The following is a 15,650-nucleotide window of genomic DNA, read 5'->3' as shown; positions in this document are numbered from 1 at the left end:
GTCAACCGTACGTGGACCTCGGCGCGGGCGGGATCCCCAGTACGCCCTAGGAAGCGTTGGCCACGGCTGCCGCGAGCTTGTCGAGGCCCTTCTCCGCGGCGCCGGGCTCGGGGGTGTTCGCGGTCAGGAACGCGAAGGCGAGCAGTCGGCCGGTGGGGTCGAGGACGGTGCCGGCGAGGGTGTTCACGCCGCTCAGGGTGCCGGTCTTGGCCCGCAGCAGGCCGGCTGCCGGGGAGGTGCCGGAGTTGCGGGTGCGCAGGGTGCCGGTGAATCCGGCGACGGGCAGTCCGGTGAGGACGGGCCGCAGCTCGGGCCGCTGCGGGTCGGCGGCCTTGGCGAGGAGGGCGGTGAGCAGGCCGGCGCTGACCTTGTCGGCGCGGTTGAGGCCGCTGCCGTCGGCGAAGCGGGTGCCGGCGGTGTCGACTCCGAGGGCGGCGAGCTTCGCGCCGGTGGCCTGGGCGACGCCGTCGAAGCTCGCGGGTGCTCCGGAGGCGAGGGCGGTCTGGCGGGCGAGGGCTTCGGCGATGTCGTTGTCGCTGTAGGTCAGCATCCGCTCGACGAGCCCGGCGAGCGGCGGCGAGAGGGTGGCGGCGAGCGGGACGGCCCCGGCGGCGGCCTTGGCCCGGGCGGGCTCGCCGGTGACCTTGATGCCGCGTTCCGCCAGCAGGGCGGCGAAGGCCCGGGCGGTGTCGCGGGAGGGGTCCTGGCTGCGCTTGACGGGGCCGGAGAAGGATTCGTCGGGGCGGCCTTCGTCGGCGGTCAGGGCCGTGACGGGGGCGAGGTTGGGGTTGTCGCCGATCGGGTGGACGGCGGGGCCGGTGTAGAGCGAGTCGTCGTAGCCGAGGGCAACGGTGTCGGTGCCTGCGGCCTTGAGGGCCTGGGCGGTGTCCGCGGCGAGGGCGACGAGGCTGCCGCCGGACCCGGCGGGGGCCTTCTTCCTGGCGGTGAGCGAGGGGTCGCCGCCGCCGACGAGGACGATCTGGCCGGGCCCGGCGCCGGGGGTCACGGTGGTGCGGATCCGGTGGTCGGGGCCGAGGGCGGCGAGGGCGGCCGAGGCGGTGGCGATCTTGACGGTGGAGGCGGGGGTCATGGCCTCCCGGGCCCCGGCTTCGAAGAGGACCTTCCCGGTGGCGGTGTCGATCACGGAGGCGCCGCGGGCGGTTCCGAGGGCGGGGTCGGCGAGCAGGGGCCGCAGGGCGGCGGCGAGGGCCCCGGAGTCCGCGGCTCCCGCCGTGCCGCCGGCGGCGTCGGCGCCGGCTCCGGCCGGGCGGACGCCGGCGAGCACTCCGGGGGCGCTGGGGGCGGCCTTCGGGAGCGCCGCGGCGGGGTCCTCACCGTGATCTGCGCCACCCGTACGGCCCCAGGAGGCGACCCTGTCCCGCTCGGCCTTACGCTGGCCGGAGTCCCAGGGACCCGCGGCGGCCACCGTCGCGGCCGACAGGGCGAGGCCGGAGACGGCCGACACCGCGATGAGCTGCCAGGTCTTGACCAATGGCACCTCGGACCAGCCCCTTTCGCGATCACACATATGCGTGAGGGACACTTAACCATTGCGTCTTGCCGCGAGCATGGCACCCCACCCGGCAGGGCCGGGTCGGCCACGCACGCAGGTGAGTCGGCGCAGTCCCGAAGCAATCAAGCTGCTGAAGCTGATCATGGAGGAGCAGGACGTGGAGTTCGACGTCACCATCGAGATCCCCAAGGGTTCGCGGAACAAGTACGAGGTGGACCACGAGACCGGCCGGATCCGTCTGGACCGTCGCCTCTTCACCTCGACCAGCTACCCGGCCGACTACGGCTTCGTCGAGAACACCCTCGGCGAGGACGGCGACCCGCTGGACGCGCTGGTCATCCTTGACGAGCCGACCTTCCCGGGCTGCCTGATCAAGTGCCGCGCGATCGGCATGTTCAACATGACGGACGAGGCGGGCGGCGACGCCAAGCTGCTGTGCGTGCCGGCGTCCGACCCGCGTGTGGAGCACCTGCGCGACATCCACCACGTGTCCGAGTTCGACCGCCTGGAGATCCAGCACTTCTTCGAGGTCTACAAGGACCTGGAGCCGGGCAAGTCGGTCGAGGGCGCGAACTGGGTCGGCCGCGTCGAGGCCGAGGCCGAGATCGAGGCCTCGTACAAGCGCCTCGAGGCCCAGGGCGGCCAGCACTGAGCTCCGCTCGGTGACGGAGCGGGCCTGAGGCCCCTCCAGCCCCTGTGACACCGCGGGCGGTACCCCTTTGAACGGGGTGCCGCCCGTCGTCGTGTCCGGGTGCGGTCGCGGGTGCCGTCGCGCGGGCGGGGCAGGTGCGGGGCGGGCCGGGGCCGGGCCTGCTCCGGCACCCGTCCTGCCTTCGCGGCGGATCAAGGTGTTCCGCATACTGATACGGGCCGGGCCGGGCCAGTGACTGGAGGACGCGTGGCGGAGGGCGAAGCATCCGGGACAGAGGACCGGAAGCCGAAGTCGGACGAGGCGCGCAGCGCCTTCGCCGTGCCGCCCGGGGTCGGGGTGGAGCCGGAGCCGGCCGAGGAGGACCAGCCGACCTCGGAGTTCGCCGTCCCCGACGGCCTCGCGTCGGTGCCCGTGGAGCCCGATGGCCCTGCATCCGCGTTCGCCACCCCGCACACCTACAGCGCCGCGCACTCCCCGCCGGCGTACACGGGCCTTCCGGGCCTCCCCGTCACCCGGTTGAAGGAGTCCCCCTGGCAGGACCGCATGCGCACGGTGCTGCGCATGCCGGTCGACGTCCGGCCGGTGCCGGAGCCCTCGCAGCGGCTGGCCGTGGAGACCGGGCCCGCCGTGGGGCGCGTGCTCGACCTGACGCTGCGCATCGGCGAGCTGCTGCTCTCGGGCGGCGAGGGCGCCGAGGACGTGGAGGCCGCGATGTTCGCGGTGGCCCGCAGCTACGGCCTGGACCGCTGCGAGCCCACCGTCACCTTCACCCTGCTGTCGATCACCCATCAGCCCTCCCTGGTGGACGACCCCGTGTCGGCGAACCGCACGGTCCGCCGCCGCGGCACGGACTACACCCGGCTCTCGGCGGTGTTCGCCCTCGTCAACGACATCACCGCGCACGAGGTCGAGATCTCGCTGGAGGACGCCTACCGGCGGCTCGCCGAGATCCGCCGCAACCGGCACCCGTACCCCGGCTGGGTGCTCACGGCCGCCGCCGGCCTGCTGGCCGGCGCGGCCTCCACGCTGGTCGGCGGTGGCGTGCTGGTGTTCTTCGCAGCCGCACTCGGGGCGGTGCTCGGCGACCGGCTGGCCTGGCTGTGCGCCGGGCGAGGGCTGCCGGAGTTCTACCAGTTCGTGGTCGCGGCGATGCCGCCGGCCGCGATGGGCGTGGCGCTGAAGATGACCGAGATCGACGTGCGCTCCTCCGCCGTGATCACCGGCGGGCTGTTCGCCCTGCTGCCGGGAAGGGCCCTGGTCGCGGCCGTGCAGGACGGTCTGACCGGGTACTACATCACCGCCTCGGCCCGGCTGCTGGAGGTCATGTACCTCTTCATCGGCATCATCATGGGCGTCCTGGTGGTGCTCTACGTCGGCGTCCAGTTCGGCTCCAATCCGCAGCCGGAGGACGTCCTGCAGATCGAGCAGCGGCCGCTGCTCCAGATCGCCGCCTCGATGGTCCTGGTGTTCACGTTCGCGATCCTGCTCCAGCAGGAACGTTCCACCGTGTGGTTCGTGACGCTGAACGGCGGGATCGCCTGGGTGATCTACGGGGCCCTGCACCTCGCCGCCAAGATGCCGGCGGTACCGTCCACCGCGATCGCCGCCGGGCTGGTCGGCCTCTTCGGACAGCTCCTCGCCCGGCACCGGTTCTCCTCGGCCCTCCCCTTCGTCACGGCCGCCATCGGCCCGCTGCTGCCCGGCTCGGCCACGTACTACGGACTCCTGCTGATCGCCGAGAACCGGCTGAACGAGGGACTGGCCTCCCTGACGAACGCCGCGGCCGTCGCCCTCGCCATCGCGATCGGCGTCAACCTCGGCTCCGAGACCTCCCGCCTGTTCATGCGCATCCCCGGCGCGGCCAGCGCGGCCAAACGCGGCGCGGCGAAGCGCACCCGCGGGTTCTAGGGCCCTGACACGCCGATGCCCCGCCGACCGGGAATCCCGGTCGGCGGGGCATCGTACGGAGCTACGGGGCTACGGAGCTGCGAGCAGCCCTAGCGCTTCGCGTGGCGGCCGCTGCGCTGGCCCGGGGCCTGCGGGTCGTCGCCGGCGCCGGGCTCGGTGCCCCCGGCCTCCGCCGCCGCCTTCTTCTGCTTGCGGGACTTGAGCACCTCGAAGATCACCGGGATGACCGAGATCAGCACGATGCCGATGAAGATCGGCTCGACGTTGTTCTTGATGACCTCGAACTGGCCGAGCTGGTAGCCAAGGATCGTGACGCCCGCGCCCCACAGGACGCCTCCGATGACGTTGAACGTCAGGAAGGTGCGGTACTTCATCGCGGTGGCGCCGGCGACCATCGGCGCGAAGGTGCGGATGATCGGCACGAAGCGCGCGAGCACGATGGCCTTGGGGCCGTGCTTCTCCATGAACTCGTGCGCCGCGTCGAGGTTCTCCCGCTTGAACAGCTTGGAGTTCGGCTTGTTGAAGATCTTCGGGCCGAAGACCTTGCCGATCATGTATCCGACCTGGTCACCGATGATCGCGGCGGCCACGATCAGGGTGCACACCAGCCACAGCGGCTGGCTGATGGTGCCGCTCGCGACGAACAGGCCCGCCGTGAAGAGCAGGGAGTCTCCGGGCAGGAACGCGAAGAGACCGGATTCCGCGAAAACGATGACCAGGATGCCGATCAGGCCGAAATGGCCGATCAGGTACTCCGGGGAGATCCACTCAGGACCGAGCGCAAGCGTGTTCACGGGTTCCGGGCTCTCCAGGATCAGGTGGGGGTGTCCGTCCAATTATGAACGCACACCACCCCCGCCTGGTTCCAGGGAAGAGCGGTTAGACCTTGCGGACGGCGTTGGCCAGGATCGCGTCCCGCACGAACACCGCCAGCCCGGGCCGCACGGCCTCGTAGTACGCGGTGAACCGTTCGTCCGCCACGTACATCTCGCCGAGGCCGGTGTGGATCTCGTACGTGCAGAAGTAGTAGCTGCCGTTGATCCAGCCGCGGTGCTCCTCGGCCAGGTCCATGGCCTCCTCGGACTCCGCGGGCGTCCCGGAGTCCAGCAGGGCGGCGAACCGCCCGTTGATGTCCTCGGCCAGGGCCTGGATCCGCAGCCAGTCCTCCTTGGTGTACGAGGCGGTCCGGCGGGCGGACTCCCGGTACGTGTCGCCCCAGCGGCGCTCGGCCTCCTCGGCGTGCTCCTCGGGATCGAAATCCCCGAAGACCTCGAACTTCTCCTCGGGGGTGAGGTTGATGCCCATCTTCTTCGCCTCCATGGCGTGCTCGACGGCCGCGGCCATCTGCTGGAGCCGGGCGATCCGGTCGGACAGGAGGGCGTGCTGCCGGCGCAGGTGCTCCCCCGGGTCCGATTCCGGGTCGTCCAGCAGGACCGCGACCTGGTCGAGCGGAAAGCCGAGCTCCCGGTAGAACAGGATCCGCTGGAGCCGGTCGAGGTCGGCGTCTTCGTACCGCCGGTGCCCCGCCCCGCTGCGGGCGCTCGGGGAGAGCAGCCCGATCTCGTCGTAGTGGTGCAGCGTGCGCACCGTCACTCCGGCGAATCCGGCGACCTGGCCCACGGAGTAGCCCATCGCTTTCCGCTCCTCTTCTCGGGTACGCGTCCCAGCCTGGTCCCTCACGCCGCGTGAGGTGCAAGCCCGGACGGCGACAGGACTCAGGAGGCGGAGCTCAGTAGCACGGGCTCAGGAGGACGGGGCGAGGACCCCGGCGAAGGCGTCGCCCGGGTCGTCGGCGAAGGAGTACGCGCCGCCCTCGATCCGGGCGACCAGGCCCCGGGTCCAGTCCGCCTCGGCGTCCGCCGAGTGGATCCAGCGGTGCATGATCTCGCCGATGTGGCCCAGCGGCTCGGGGCCCTCCGCGGGGACGTAGTGGTCCGTGACGGTGGAGCGCCAGGCGGCCAGCCGGCCCAGCCGCTCGCGGAGCAGGGCCAGGGCCTCGGCGCGGGGCAGGTCGACCATGAAGCCGAGGGCCGAGGCGAGCACGTCGGCCTTCTGGTCGGCGGAGGACAGCGCCTCGCGGAGCAGCTTGAAGTACTCCGCGCGGCCCGCCTCCGTCAGCTCGTACTCGGTCCGCGGCGGGCCGCCCGCCGCGGACGGGGCCACCTCGTGGGCCAGCAGCACGCCCTGCTTCGCCATCTGCTTGAGCGCGTGGTAGATCGATCCGGGTTTGGTGTTCGACCACTCGTGGGCGCCCCAGAACTCCAGATCGGCCCGGACCTGGTAGCCGTGGGCCCGCCCGTGCCGGCGCACGGCGCCGAGGACGAGGAGGCGGATCGCTGACATGGGGCCAGGCTACTGACCCGGCCCCGGCGAGCCGCTCTTAGCCCATCGCCCGGGTGCCGTCGATGGTCTCGCGGACGATGTCCGCGTGGCCCGCGTGCCGGGCGAACTCCTCCACCAGGTGCAGCAGCATCCAGCGCATCGAGACCTTGGCATCCTGCGGGAACCACGGGGCCGGGGGCAGCGGGAAGCTGTCGTCGAGGCTGGGCACGGCCAGGATGAAGGCCTCCGTCTCCCGCCTGACCTCGTCCCAGTGCGCCAGCACCGAGGGCACGGTCTCGTCCCCGACCAGCCGGAAGGCATCGGCCCAGGCGTCCTCCTGGCCCTCCTCCGGGCCGGTCGCGCCCTGCGCCATCCGCAGCCAGCCCAGCTCGCACTGCGCGGCGTGCTTGAGCAGTCCGGACAGCGAGAGCTCGCTGGCGCTGGGCCGGCTCGCCGCCTGCTCCTCGGTCAGCCCCTGCGCCGCCTCGCGCAGCGCCGTGCGCTGGGCCTCGACGAAGGCGAGGAGCGTGCCGCGCTCGTCACCGGGGACCTCCATGGAAATCTGAGCCATGACCTGACCGCCTTCTGTTCCGTGTGTCCTGCGGGTCTCTACCTGCTGACAAGAACCACGTTACGAACCCTTGCGGTCAGCTTCGGTCCGCAATCCCGTCCGCAATCACCGGGATTCCCGAGGGATCACTGGTTCTCCTGCCGGACCGGCGGGAGCTCGGTCTGCGGCTTGGGCAGCAGGGCCTTCTTCAGGTCCTGGGCGCCCTTCTCGTCCAGCCCGTACATCGCCTCGTAGATCTTGCGGACGGCCGGTCCCGAGGCTCCGGAGCCGGTGCCGCCCTGGGAGATCGTCATCACGATCGCGTAGTCCTCGGTGTAGGAGGCGAACCACGAGGTGGTCTGCTTGCCCTGGACCTCGGCCGTACCGGTCTTCGCGTGCATCGGGATCTGCTTCTGCGGCCAGCCGCCGAACCGCCAGGCCGCGCTGCCGGTGGTGGCCACGTCGGCCAGGGCCCCGTCGATGTCGTTCCGGAGCTTGGCGTTCATGGGGAGCTTGCCCTGCTCCTTCGGGGCGATCTCCTTGACCGAGGCGCCGTCGGCGCTGACCACGGCCTTGCCGATGCTGGGCTGGTGCAGGGTGCCGCCGTTGGCGATGGCGGCGTAGACGGAGGCCATCTGGATCGGGGTGACGAGGGTGTCGCCCTGGCCGATGGAGTAGTTGATCGCGTCGCCCTCGCGGAGCTGGTTGCCCTGGCGGCAGTTCTCGTAGGCGATCTTCTCGGCGTACGAGCCGTCCTTCTTGCCGTCGCGGCACCAGGCGGCCTTGTTCGCCTCGAAGAAGTCCTTCTTCCACTGGCGGTCCGGGACCCGGCCCGCGACCTCGCTGGGCAGGTCGATGCCGGTGCGCTTGCCGAGGCCGAACTCGTGGGCGGTCTTGAAGAACCAGTCGCCGGGCTGCGCCTTGGGCTTGATGCCCCCGTCCTTCTTCCACTCCTTGTCGGCGATGGCGTAGTAGACGGTGTCGCAGGAGACTTCCAGGGCCTTGCCGATGGTGATGTCGCCGTAGCCCTGGGACTCGAAGTTGGTGAAGACCTGGCTGCCGACCGAGTACGAGCTCGGGCAGCCGTAGAGCCGGTTGAAGGGGTAGCCGGCGTTGACCGCGGCCGTCGAGGAGACCACCTTGAAGATCGAGCCGGGGGCGGCCTGGCCCTGGATGGCGCGGTTCAGCAGCGGGTAGTTCGATCCCTTGTCGGTGAGGGAGGCGTAGTCCTTCGCGGAGATCCCGCCGACCCAGGCGTTCGGGTCGTAGGTCGGGTTGGAGGCCATCGCGACGACCCGGCCGGTCTTGGCCTCCATGACCACGACGGCGCCCGAGTCGGCCTCGTAGTGGCGGCCCGTGTTGTTCTTGTCGATGCCCTTGCGGGCCTCGATCATCGCGTTGTTCAGCTCGCGCTCGGCGACGGCCTGCACGCGCGCGTCGATCGAGGTCACGATGTTCGCGCCGGCCTGCGGCTTGTCGCTGACGCCCTCGCCGATGATCCGGCCGAGGTTGTCCACCTCGTAGCGGGTGATGCCCGCCTTGCCGCGGAGCTCCTTGTCGTAGGTGCGCTCCAGTCCGCTGCGGCCGACCTGGTCGGAGCGCAGGTACGGGGAGTCGGAGCTCTTGGCCTTGGTGATCTCCTCGTCGGTGACCGGGGAGAGGTAGCCGAGCACCTGGGAGGTGTTGGCGCCGTCGGGGCCGGCGTAGCGGCGCAGGGCGGTGGGCTCGGCGGTGATGCCGGGGAACTGCTCCGCGTGCTCCCGTATCTCCAGGACCTGGTCGGTCGTCGCCTCGTCCGTGATGGGGATCGGCTGGTACGGAGAACCGTTCCAGCAGGGCTTGGGGGTCTTGGCGTCGCACAGCCGGACCCCGTTGACCACGTCGTCGGGGTTCAGTCCGAGGACCCCGGCGAGGTGGGTCAGGACGCCCTTGCCGCGGTCCTTCATCTTGGACAGGTCGGTACGGCTGGCGGAGACCACCATGCGGGTCTCGTTGTCGGCGAGCGGGACCCCGCGGGAGTCGAGGATCGAGCCGCGCACGGCGGGCTGGACCACCTGCTGGGTGTTGTTGTTCTTCGCCTCGTCCGTGTACTCCTGGCCATTGCGTATCTGGAGGTACCAAAGACGCCCGCCGAGGGTCAGCAGCAGCGAGAACACCACGATCTGGATCATGACGAGCCGGTTCTGGACCCGGGGTGTGCGCCCGGTCTCCGGTATGTTGCTCAACTCGGCTCTCCCCGGACTGGTCTTCGCCTGACCTGCCCGAGTCTAGATCCCTCGGGGTACTAGAACGGGAACTGCGTCCGGCCGTGCTGGACCGAGATCCATTTCTGGGTGGTGAAGGCCTCTACGGTGGCCTCGCCGTTGAGGCGGCCCATGCCGGAGGCCTTCTCCCCGCCGAACGCCGCGAGCGGCTCGTCGCCGATGGTGGAGTCGTTGACGTGGATCATGCCGGTCTCGATGCGCTTGGCGAAGCGGACCCCGCGCTCCACGTCCCGCGTGTGGACGGCGCCGCTGAGTCCGTAGGGGGTCGCGTTGGTGAGGCGGACGGCCTCGTCCTCGCCGTCGAAGACGACGAGGAGGGCGACGGGGCCGAAGATCTCCTGGCCGAGCAGCGGGGAGTCCTCGGGGAGCCCGGCGAGCACGGTGGGCTCGACCAGGTTGCCGCGCGTAGAGCCGCGTACGAGCGCCTGCGCGCCGGATTCGACGGCGCGGTCGACGAGCGCGGTGAGGGCGTCGGCCTGGAAGGAGTTGATCAGCGGGCCGATGTGGGTGTCGGCGTCGTGCGGGTCTCCGGTCTTCAGGGCGCGCACGCGGGTGGTGAACTTCGCGGTGAACTCCTCGGCGACCGAGGCGTCGACCAGGATCCGGTTGGCGGCCATGCAGACCTGGCCCTGGTAGACGAAGCGGCTGAAGACGGCCGCGTCCACCGCGTAGTCGAGGTCGGCGTCGTCGAGGACGACGAGCGCGCTGTTGCCGCTGAGTTCCAGGACGGTCCGCTTGAAGTGGCGGGCGGCGACCGCGCCGACGTGCCGGCCGACCCGGTCGGAGCCGGCGAAGGAGATGACCTTGGGCACGGGGTGGGTCAGGAGCGCGTCGCCTATCTCGGCGATGTCGGTGACCAGGACGTTGAGCAGACCGGCCGGCAGGCCCGCCTCCTCGAAGATCTTGGCGATGACCCCGCCGCCGACGACGGGCGCGTTCTGGTTGGGCTTGATGACCACGGCGTTGCCCAGCGCCAGGGCCGGGGCGACCGACTTCAGGGTGACCAGGAAGGGGAAGTTGAACGGGCTGATCACGGCGACGACCCCGACGGGCAGGCGCTGGACCCGGTTCTCCTTGCCCTCGACCGGCGAGGGCAGGATGCGGCCCTCGGGGCGGACGGCCAGCTGCATGGCCTCGCGGATGAACTCCTTCGCGAGGTGGACCTCGTACTCGGCCTTGGGACGGGTCCCGCCGAGCTCGTCGATCATCGCCTCGACGATCTCCTTCTCGCGCTCCTCGGTGATCCGCAGGGCGCGTTCCAGGACGGCTCGTCTGGTGTAGGGGCTGGTGGCGGCCCATTCCTTCTGGGCCCGCTCGGCGGCCCGGTAGGCCCGGTCTACCTGCTCGACGGTGGCCACGGTGATGGCCGCGAGCTTCTCCCCGTTGTACGGGTTGACGTCGATGATGTCCCACGACCCGGTCCCGGCCAGCCATTCGCCGTCGATGTACTGGTGAGCCAGGTCCTCGAATATGGACATGCCATCCCTTACGTCGAACGCGCGTCCTTGCGCTGCACCGGAGACCCAGGGGTCGTGTGGGTCATCGTCATGCCCTGATCAGGCGTCATAGTACGTGTGAATCAAGACAGTTGGAGCAGACCGCGCAAGAGATCCCGGGTCTGGCCGGGGTCGGGGCAGTCGCTCTGGAGACGCAGCATCGCCCGCTCGTACTGCCCCACTTCCTCGTCTTTGTCGAGGTAGAGGGCGCTGGTGAGCTGTTCCAGATAGACGACGTCCTGGAGGTCGGACTCGGGGAAGCGCAGCAGGGTGAAGGCGCCGCTCTCGCCGGCGTGCCCGCCGAAGGAGAAGGGCATGACCTGGAGGTGCACGTTGGGGCGCTGCGAGATATCGATGAGGTGCTCCAGCTGACCGCGCATCACGTCCCGGTCGCCGTACGGGCGGCGCAGGGCGGCCTCGTCGAGGACGGCGTGGAAGACGGGGGCGCTCTCGGAGACCAGCACCTTCTGGCGCTCCAGGCGCAGCGCGACGCGGCGGTCGATCTCGGCGCGGCCGGCGCCGGGCATGCCGCGGCTGACCACGGCCTGGGCGTAGGCCTCGGTCTGCAACAGGCCGTGCACGAACTGCACTTCATAGATGCGGATGAGGGAGGCGGCGCCTTCCAGGCCCACGTACGTCTGGAACCAGCCCGGCAGTACATCTCCGTAGCTGTGCCACCAGCCGGCCACGTTCGCCTCGCGGACCAGCCCCAGGAGGGACTCCCGCTCGGCGCCGTCGGTGACTCCGTAGAGCGTGAGGAGGTCCTCGACGTCTCTGGCCTTGAAGCTCACCCTTCCCAACTCCAAGCGGCTGATCTTCGATTCGGATGCGCGGATCGAGTAACCGGCCGCCTCACGGGTGATGCCGCGGGATTCTCGGAGTCGCCTGAGCTGGGAGCCCAGGAGGATGCGGCGCACCACAGAACCACTGGCTTCTGCGGTCACGAGTCCTGCCCCTCCCCATGCGGTGGATGGATACGTACGGATACGCGTGTACGGCTGCGTCGCAGGGGCCCCCGTGCCCCTCAAGGCCCGCAGTCTGCCACCAAAACGCATCTGCCCGTACTCGTTCTGTAACGGATTTGGCCTCGCTGTAAAAGAAGTCCGTAAGTATGCGTAGGAAGAAATGAGCAAGAACCGTCACGGGACCGGACAGGTCCGGCGCGTGCACGTGCATCTGCCCTTGCATCCGGCTCCGGCATTCGGAAGCATGGTCCCGCGCACCTGCGTGCCCCGCAGTTCTTTCGAATCCCGGGAGTGCCTCGCATGGGGACGAATGGATCGACCATGCTCGAGCCGTTACGGCAGGGGCTTCCCCCGGTCGACCCCACGGCTGTCTCCGGGTCCGCGTCCTGCGCCCTGCCGGCCCGCTTCGAGGCGGTGCGCGGCGCACGCACCTTCACGCGTTCCACCCTTGCCCAGTGGGGCCTCGACGACCGGTTCGACGACGTGGCACTGGTCGTCTCCGAACTCGTCACCAACGCGCTGCGCCATGCCCTCCCGGACGATTCCCGCCCGGCTCCGGGCGAGAGCGAGCCGCCGGTGCGGCTGCACCTGATGCGGTGGAGCACCCGGCTGGTGTGTGCGGTGCGGGACCCCAGCGAGGACCGGCCCGGCGGGTGCTTCGCGCCGGACGCGACGGAGCGCAACAGCGACCTGGAGTCGGGACGCGGACTGTTCCTCGTCGACTCCTACAGCGACAGCTGGGGCTGGCACCCGCTCGCGGGGCGGCTGACCGGCAAGGTGGTCTGGGCGCTGTTCACGCTCCAGGACTGACCGCTGCACGATCGGTGCACGACCCCCGCACGACCACTACACGATCACCGCATATGCGACAAGCGGCCGGGATTGATCATGGCGATCAATCCCGGCCGCTGCACGTGCATGGCTGATCTTGAGCTGGTCTTCAGCTGATCAGGTGGTCGAACTCGCCGTCCTTGACACCCAGCAGCAGCGCTTCTATCTCGGCCGGCGTGTACACGAGTGCCGGTCCGTCCGGAAACCGCGAGTTGCGCATGGCAACGTCGCCTCCGGGCAGTTTCGCGAACTCCACACAGGAACCTTGCGAGTTGCTGTGTCTGCTCTTCTGCCAGGTCACCCCGTCAAGCTCTGCAGCTGCCATCCCGTTGTACGCGTGGTCCACAGGAAGCCCCCGATAGTGCAGATGTCAACTGCACCGGATCATAGCTGTGTTCATGAACGCCTGCATGGGCAGATGCACGTGCACGAGCGGAGGGCAAGCCACCACTAAGGGTGACGACCATCCCCGGCACCTTCCCCGGACCTGGGCCGGGGCGGGGTCCGCAGCGCCTCGGAGACCTCGTCCAGGGAGTCCAGCAGCTGCCGCGCCGCCCCGCGCAGCACGCCCGGGTCCGGGGTGTCCCCGTAGGCCAGCGCCGAGCGGACCCCCTCCCAGTCGGGCACCCGGCGCTCCCGTACCGCCTTCGCACCCGCCTCCGTCGCCTCGCGCAGCGCCCGGGCCAGCTCGGCCGCCCCCGGCACCGGGGGCCGGGACCGGTCCGGGAAGTGCGCCTCCAGCAGCATCGCGTGGCGGCCCATCGCGGCCAGGGCCCGGCCCGCGTCCTCGGCGGCGGCCCGGGAGATCCCGCGGTGGCGCACCGGCTCCCCGGAGGCCCGGTCCACCGCCTCCTGCCAGGCGACCCGGGCGTCGCGGGTCGCCAGCAGGGCGCTGCGCACCTCGTCGCGGTCGGCTCCGGCCGGGTCCGCGTACTGCGCGAACACGGTCGCCGCGTACCGCCCGGAGGCGGCCACCCAGTCGGCCAGCCGCATCCGCAGTCGCGGGGTCTCCCAGGCCGGGTAGACCGCGTAGGAGATCATCGCGAGGACCCCGCCGATCAGGGTGAGCATGACGCGGTCCGGGACGGTCTGGTCCCAGCGCAGGCCGCCCATGCCGAGCAGGAAGACCACGTAGCCGGAGACGAACACCATCGAGACGGCGTAACCGGTGCGCATGAAGGTGTACATCAGGCCCGCGCTGATGACCGCGAGCAGCCCGGACACGTACATCCCCGGATGCGCGAGCTGGACCACGGCCGTCGCGAGGGCGACCCCGACCAGGGTGCCGCCGAAGCGGGCTACGGCGCGCGCGTAGGTCTGCGTGAAATCGGGCCGCATGACCATCACGGAGGCCATCGGGGCCCAGTAGGCGTGGCCGAAGGGCAGTACGTGGCCGATGCCGTAGCCCGCGCAGGCGACCGCGGTGACCCGCACCGCGTGCCGCAGGATCGGCGACCCGGGGTGCAGCTCTGCCCGTACGGCGGCCAGCACCATCGGCGCGAGCGCCGGCAAGGTGGGCCGCAGCATCGACTCCCCCGGATCGGCGGTGCGCCCCGAACCCGGCTCGGCGATGTCGAGTACGTCGTCCAGCAGGGCGGTGAGCTTGCGCGCGGCGCGCAGCGCGGCCCCCTGGAACAGATCGGCGGTATCGGGAGCCTTGAGCAGCGCCAGGGCCGGCGCCGGCAGCCGCACCGCCTCCCCGTGCCGGATCGCCGACGCGGCGGCGTCCAGCACCGACCCGGCCGCGGCGAGCAGCTCCCGGGCCCGGTCCCGCGCCGGACCCTCGGCCGGAGCCCCGACCGCCGGATCCGCCAGCAGGGCCAGCACCGGACGGATCCGCTCCGCGAGCCCGCGCGCACCGTGCAGCTCGGCGGGGCGGCGACGGGCCTGGCGGGCCGTCACCGTCGCGGCGTCGCGCGCCCGCATCAGCGGCTGCGGGTCGAAGGAGGCGACCGGGTCCTGGCGCAGACGGCGCGCGTAGTCCGCCTCGGCGGCCAGGGCGTCGGCCAGGGCGTCGCGCTGGGCGCCCCAGCGGCGGATGGGGAACAGCACGATCAGCAAGGCCTGCACCACCCCGCCGGCGGCGATCATCGCGGCGTGCCCGGCGGCCTGGGGCACGGAGGTCGGCAGCGTGACGGTGACCAGCATGATCGCGACATTGCCGGAGGCGATCATGCCCGCGGTGGGCCCGGCCGCCCACATCAGGCCCGCCGCGAAGCTCCACACGGCGAGCAGCAGCACGAAGGCCAGGGTGTGCGAGGACCCGACGAGGTAGCCGATGAAGGTGGACACGGCCAGCGTCAGCCCGGAGGCGAGCGCGAGGACGGGCCGGGGCCGCCAGCTCTTCTGGAAGCTGGCCACGGCCGCCATGTAGGCACCGAACGCGGAACTGGCCGCCGCGCCGGGCCCGAGGAAGGCGAGGCCCCCGCCGATCACGATGGCCAGCCCGACGGCGGCGCGGAACGCGATGAGGGGTTGGAGCCGGGTCCGCTCGACCCGCAGCCCGGATCGGGCGGTGTCCTTCAGCGCCCGGACCCAGCTCATGGCCCCGAGCGTAGCCCCGCCCGGCCCCGAACCCGGGAGCCCGACGACACGGCGCGCGCGTCGGGGCCCCGCCCCCCTTCCAACCACCGCCGCACGGGGCAAAGCCCCCGCGACACCCTTCCCCGCCGCCGCGGGGCGGCGTCCCCCGCAGCACCCTTCGCCGCTGCCGCGGGGCGGTGGCCCCCGCGGCACCCTTTGCCGCTGCGCGGGGCGAAGTCCCCCTCAGCACCCTTTGCCGCTGCCGCCGGGCGGCGTCCCCCTCAGCACCCTTTGCCGCTGCGCGGGGCAAGTTCCCCTACCCGCCCTTCGCCCGTTCCCCGGGCTCTGCCCGGACCCGGTCCTCAAGCGCCGGACGGGCTGGAAACGGGGTACCGGGCTGCGCCCGGACCTGGTCCTCAAACGCCGGACGGGCTGGAAGCGGGGTACCGGGCTGCGCCCGGACCTGGTCCTCAAACACCGGACGGGCTGAAAGCGGGGTACCGGGCTCTGCCCGGACCTGGTCCTCAAACCCCGGACGGGCTGGAAACGGGGTACCGGGCTGCGCCCGGACCTGGTCCTCAAACGCCGGACGGGCTGGAAGCGGGGTACCGGGCTGCGCCCGGACC

The 15,650-nt window shown here is 71.2% G+C and carries 11 protein-coding genes and 2 pseudogenes; 3 read left to right on the top strand and 10 right to left on the bottom strand.

All coding sequences use genetic code 11. From position 1 onward, the window contains the following. Positions 1 to 46: 46 nt before the first annotated feature. Complete coding sequence (gene dacB, locus ACFWNV_RS23140; RefSeq protein ID WP_383950179.1) at positions 47 to 1,498, bottom strand: D-alanyl-D-alanine carboxypeptidase/D-alanyl-D-alanine-endopeptidase; 1,452 nt, start codon at positions 1,496 to 1,498, stop codon at positions 47 to 49. Between the two features lie 172 nt (positions 1,499 to 1,670). Here dacB and ACFWNV_RS23135 point away from each other — a divergent pair, with 172 nt between their 5' ends. Further along, complete coding sequence (locus tag ACFWNV_RS23135) at positions 1,671 to 2,165, top strand: inorganic diphosphatase (protein ID WP_266912864.1); 495 nt, start codon at positions 1,671 to 1,673, stop codon at positions 2,163 to 2,165. Between the two features lie 246 nt (positions 2,166 to 2,411). Then, on the top strand, positions 2,412 to 4,073 hold the full coding sequence (locus tag ACFWNV_RS23130; RefSeq protein WP_383950176.1) for a threonine/serine exporter ThrE family protein: 1,662 nt from the start codon (positions 2,412 to 2,414) through the stop codon (positions 4,071 to 4,073). A 134-nt stretch (positions 4,074 to 4,207) separates the two neighbouring features. Here ACFWNV_RS23130 and ACFWNV_RS23125 read toward each other — a convergent pair. From ACFWNV_RS23125 to ACFWNV_RS23095, 7 genes and pseudogenes are all read right to left on the bottom strand, one after another. Further along, positions 4,208 to 4,867: pseudogene (locus tag ACFWNV_RS23125) on the bottom strand (DedA family protein); the annotation flags it as partial. Positions 4,868 to 4,952: 85 nt separating this feature from the next. Then, positions 4,953 to 5,705, bottom strand: a complete 753-nt coding sequence (locus ACFWNV_RS23120) for a MerR family transcriptional regulator (protein ID WP_383950174.1) — start codon at positions 5,703 to 5,705, stop codon at positions 4,953 to 4,955. A gap of 111 nt (positions 5,706 to 5,816) precedes the next feature. After that, a complete protein-coding gene (locus ACFWNV_RS23115; RefSeq protein WP_383950172.1) occupies positions 5,817 to 6,416 on the bottom strand; it encodes a PadR family transcriptional regulator in 600 nt (199 codons plus the stop codon). Between the two features lie 37 nt (positions 6,417 to 6,453). After that, positions 6,454 to 6,966: a DinB family protein gene (locus ACFWNV_RS23110; protein ID WP_383950169.1), complete on the bottom strand. Its 513-nt coding sequence runs from the start codon at positions 6,964 to 6,966 to the stop codon at positions 6,454 to 6,456. Positions 6,967 to 7,100: 134 nt separating this feature from the next. After that, positions 7,101 to 9,170: pseudogene (mrdA, locus tag ACFWNV_RS23105) on the bottom strand (penicillin-binding protein 2); the annotation flags it as partial. 59 nt (positions 9,171 to 9,229) lie between these two features. Then, positions 9,230 to 10,687 (bottom strand): aldehyde dehydrogenase family protein, encoded by a 1,458-nt coding sequence (locus tag ACFWNV_RS23100; RefSeq protein WP_383950166.1) that lies wholly within the window; start codon positions 10,685 to 10,687, stop codon positions 9,230 to 9,232. Positions 10,688 to 10,788: 101 nt separating this feature from the next. Next, a complete protein-coding gene (locus ACFWNV_RS23095) occupies positions 10,789 to 11,649 on the bottom strand; it encodes a helix-turn-helix domain-containing protein (protein WP_383950163.1) in 861 nt (286 codons plus the stop codon). Positions 11,650 to 11,991: 342 nt separating this feature from the next. Between ACFWNV_RS23095 and ACFWNV_RS23090 the strand changes: the two genes are divergently transcribed. After that, a complete protein-coding gene (locus ACFWNV_RS23090; protein WP_383950159.1) occupies positions 11,992 to 12,480 on the top strand; it encodes an ATP-binding protein in 489 nt (162 codons plus the stop codon). Between the two features lie 130 nt (positions 12,481 to 12,610). Here ACFWNV_RS23090 and ACFWNV_RS23085 read toward each other — a convergent pair whose 3' ends face one another. Both ACFWNV_RS23085 and ACFWNV_RS23080 read right to left on the bottom strand, forming a co-directional pair. Then, a complete protein-coding gene (locus tag ACFWNV_RS23085; protein ID WP_112450436.1) occupies positions 12,611 to 12,847 on the bottom strand; it encodes a DUF397 domain-containing protein in 237 nt (78 codons plus the stop codon). 104 nt (positions 12,848 to 12,951) lie between these two features. Further along, positions 12,952 to 15,045 (bottom strand): FUSC family protein, encoded by a 2,094-nt coding sequence (locus ACFWNV_RS23080; protein WP_383950155.1) that lies wholly within the window; start codon positions 15,043 to 15,045, stop codon positions 12,952 to 12,954. Between the last annotated feature and the right edge of the window lie 605 nt (positions 15,046 to 15,650).

This window comes from Streptomyces sp. NPDC058401 (assembly GCF_042722885.1).
Taxonomy (GTDB): Bacteria; Actinomycetota; Actinomycetes; order Streptomycetales; family Streptomycetaceae; genus Streptomyces.
Note: the sequence above shows the minus strand (reverse complement) of the source record. Positions and strands in the feature narration are given on the sequence as shown.

Coding starts and splice junctions, on each gene's coding strand:
- ACFWNV_RS23120 (WP_383950174.1), bottom strand. CDS start 5,705: ATGGGCTACTCCGTGGGCCAGGTCGCCGGATTCGCCGGAGTGACGGTG.
- ACFWNV_RS23115 (WP_383950172.1), bottom strand. CDS start 6,416: ATGTCAGCGATCCGCCTCCTCGTCCTCGGCGCCGTGCGCCGGCACGGG.
- ACFWNV_RS23110 (WP_383950169.1), bottom strand. CDS start 6,966: ATGGCTCAGATTTCCATGGAGGTCCCCGGTGACGAGCGCGGCACGCTC.
- ACFWNV_RS23100 (WP_383950166.1), bottom strand. CDS start 10,687: ATGTCCATATTCGAGGACCTGGCTCACCAGTACATCGACGGCGAATGG.
- ACFWNV_RS23090 (WP_383950159.1), top strand. CDS start 11,992: ATGCTCGAGCCGTTACGGCAGGGGCTTCCCCCGGTCGACCCCACGGCT.
- ACFWNV_RS23080 (WP_383950155.1), bottom strand. CDS start 15,045: ATGAGCTGGGTCCGGGCGCTGAAGGACACCGCCCGATCCGGGCTGCGG.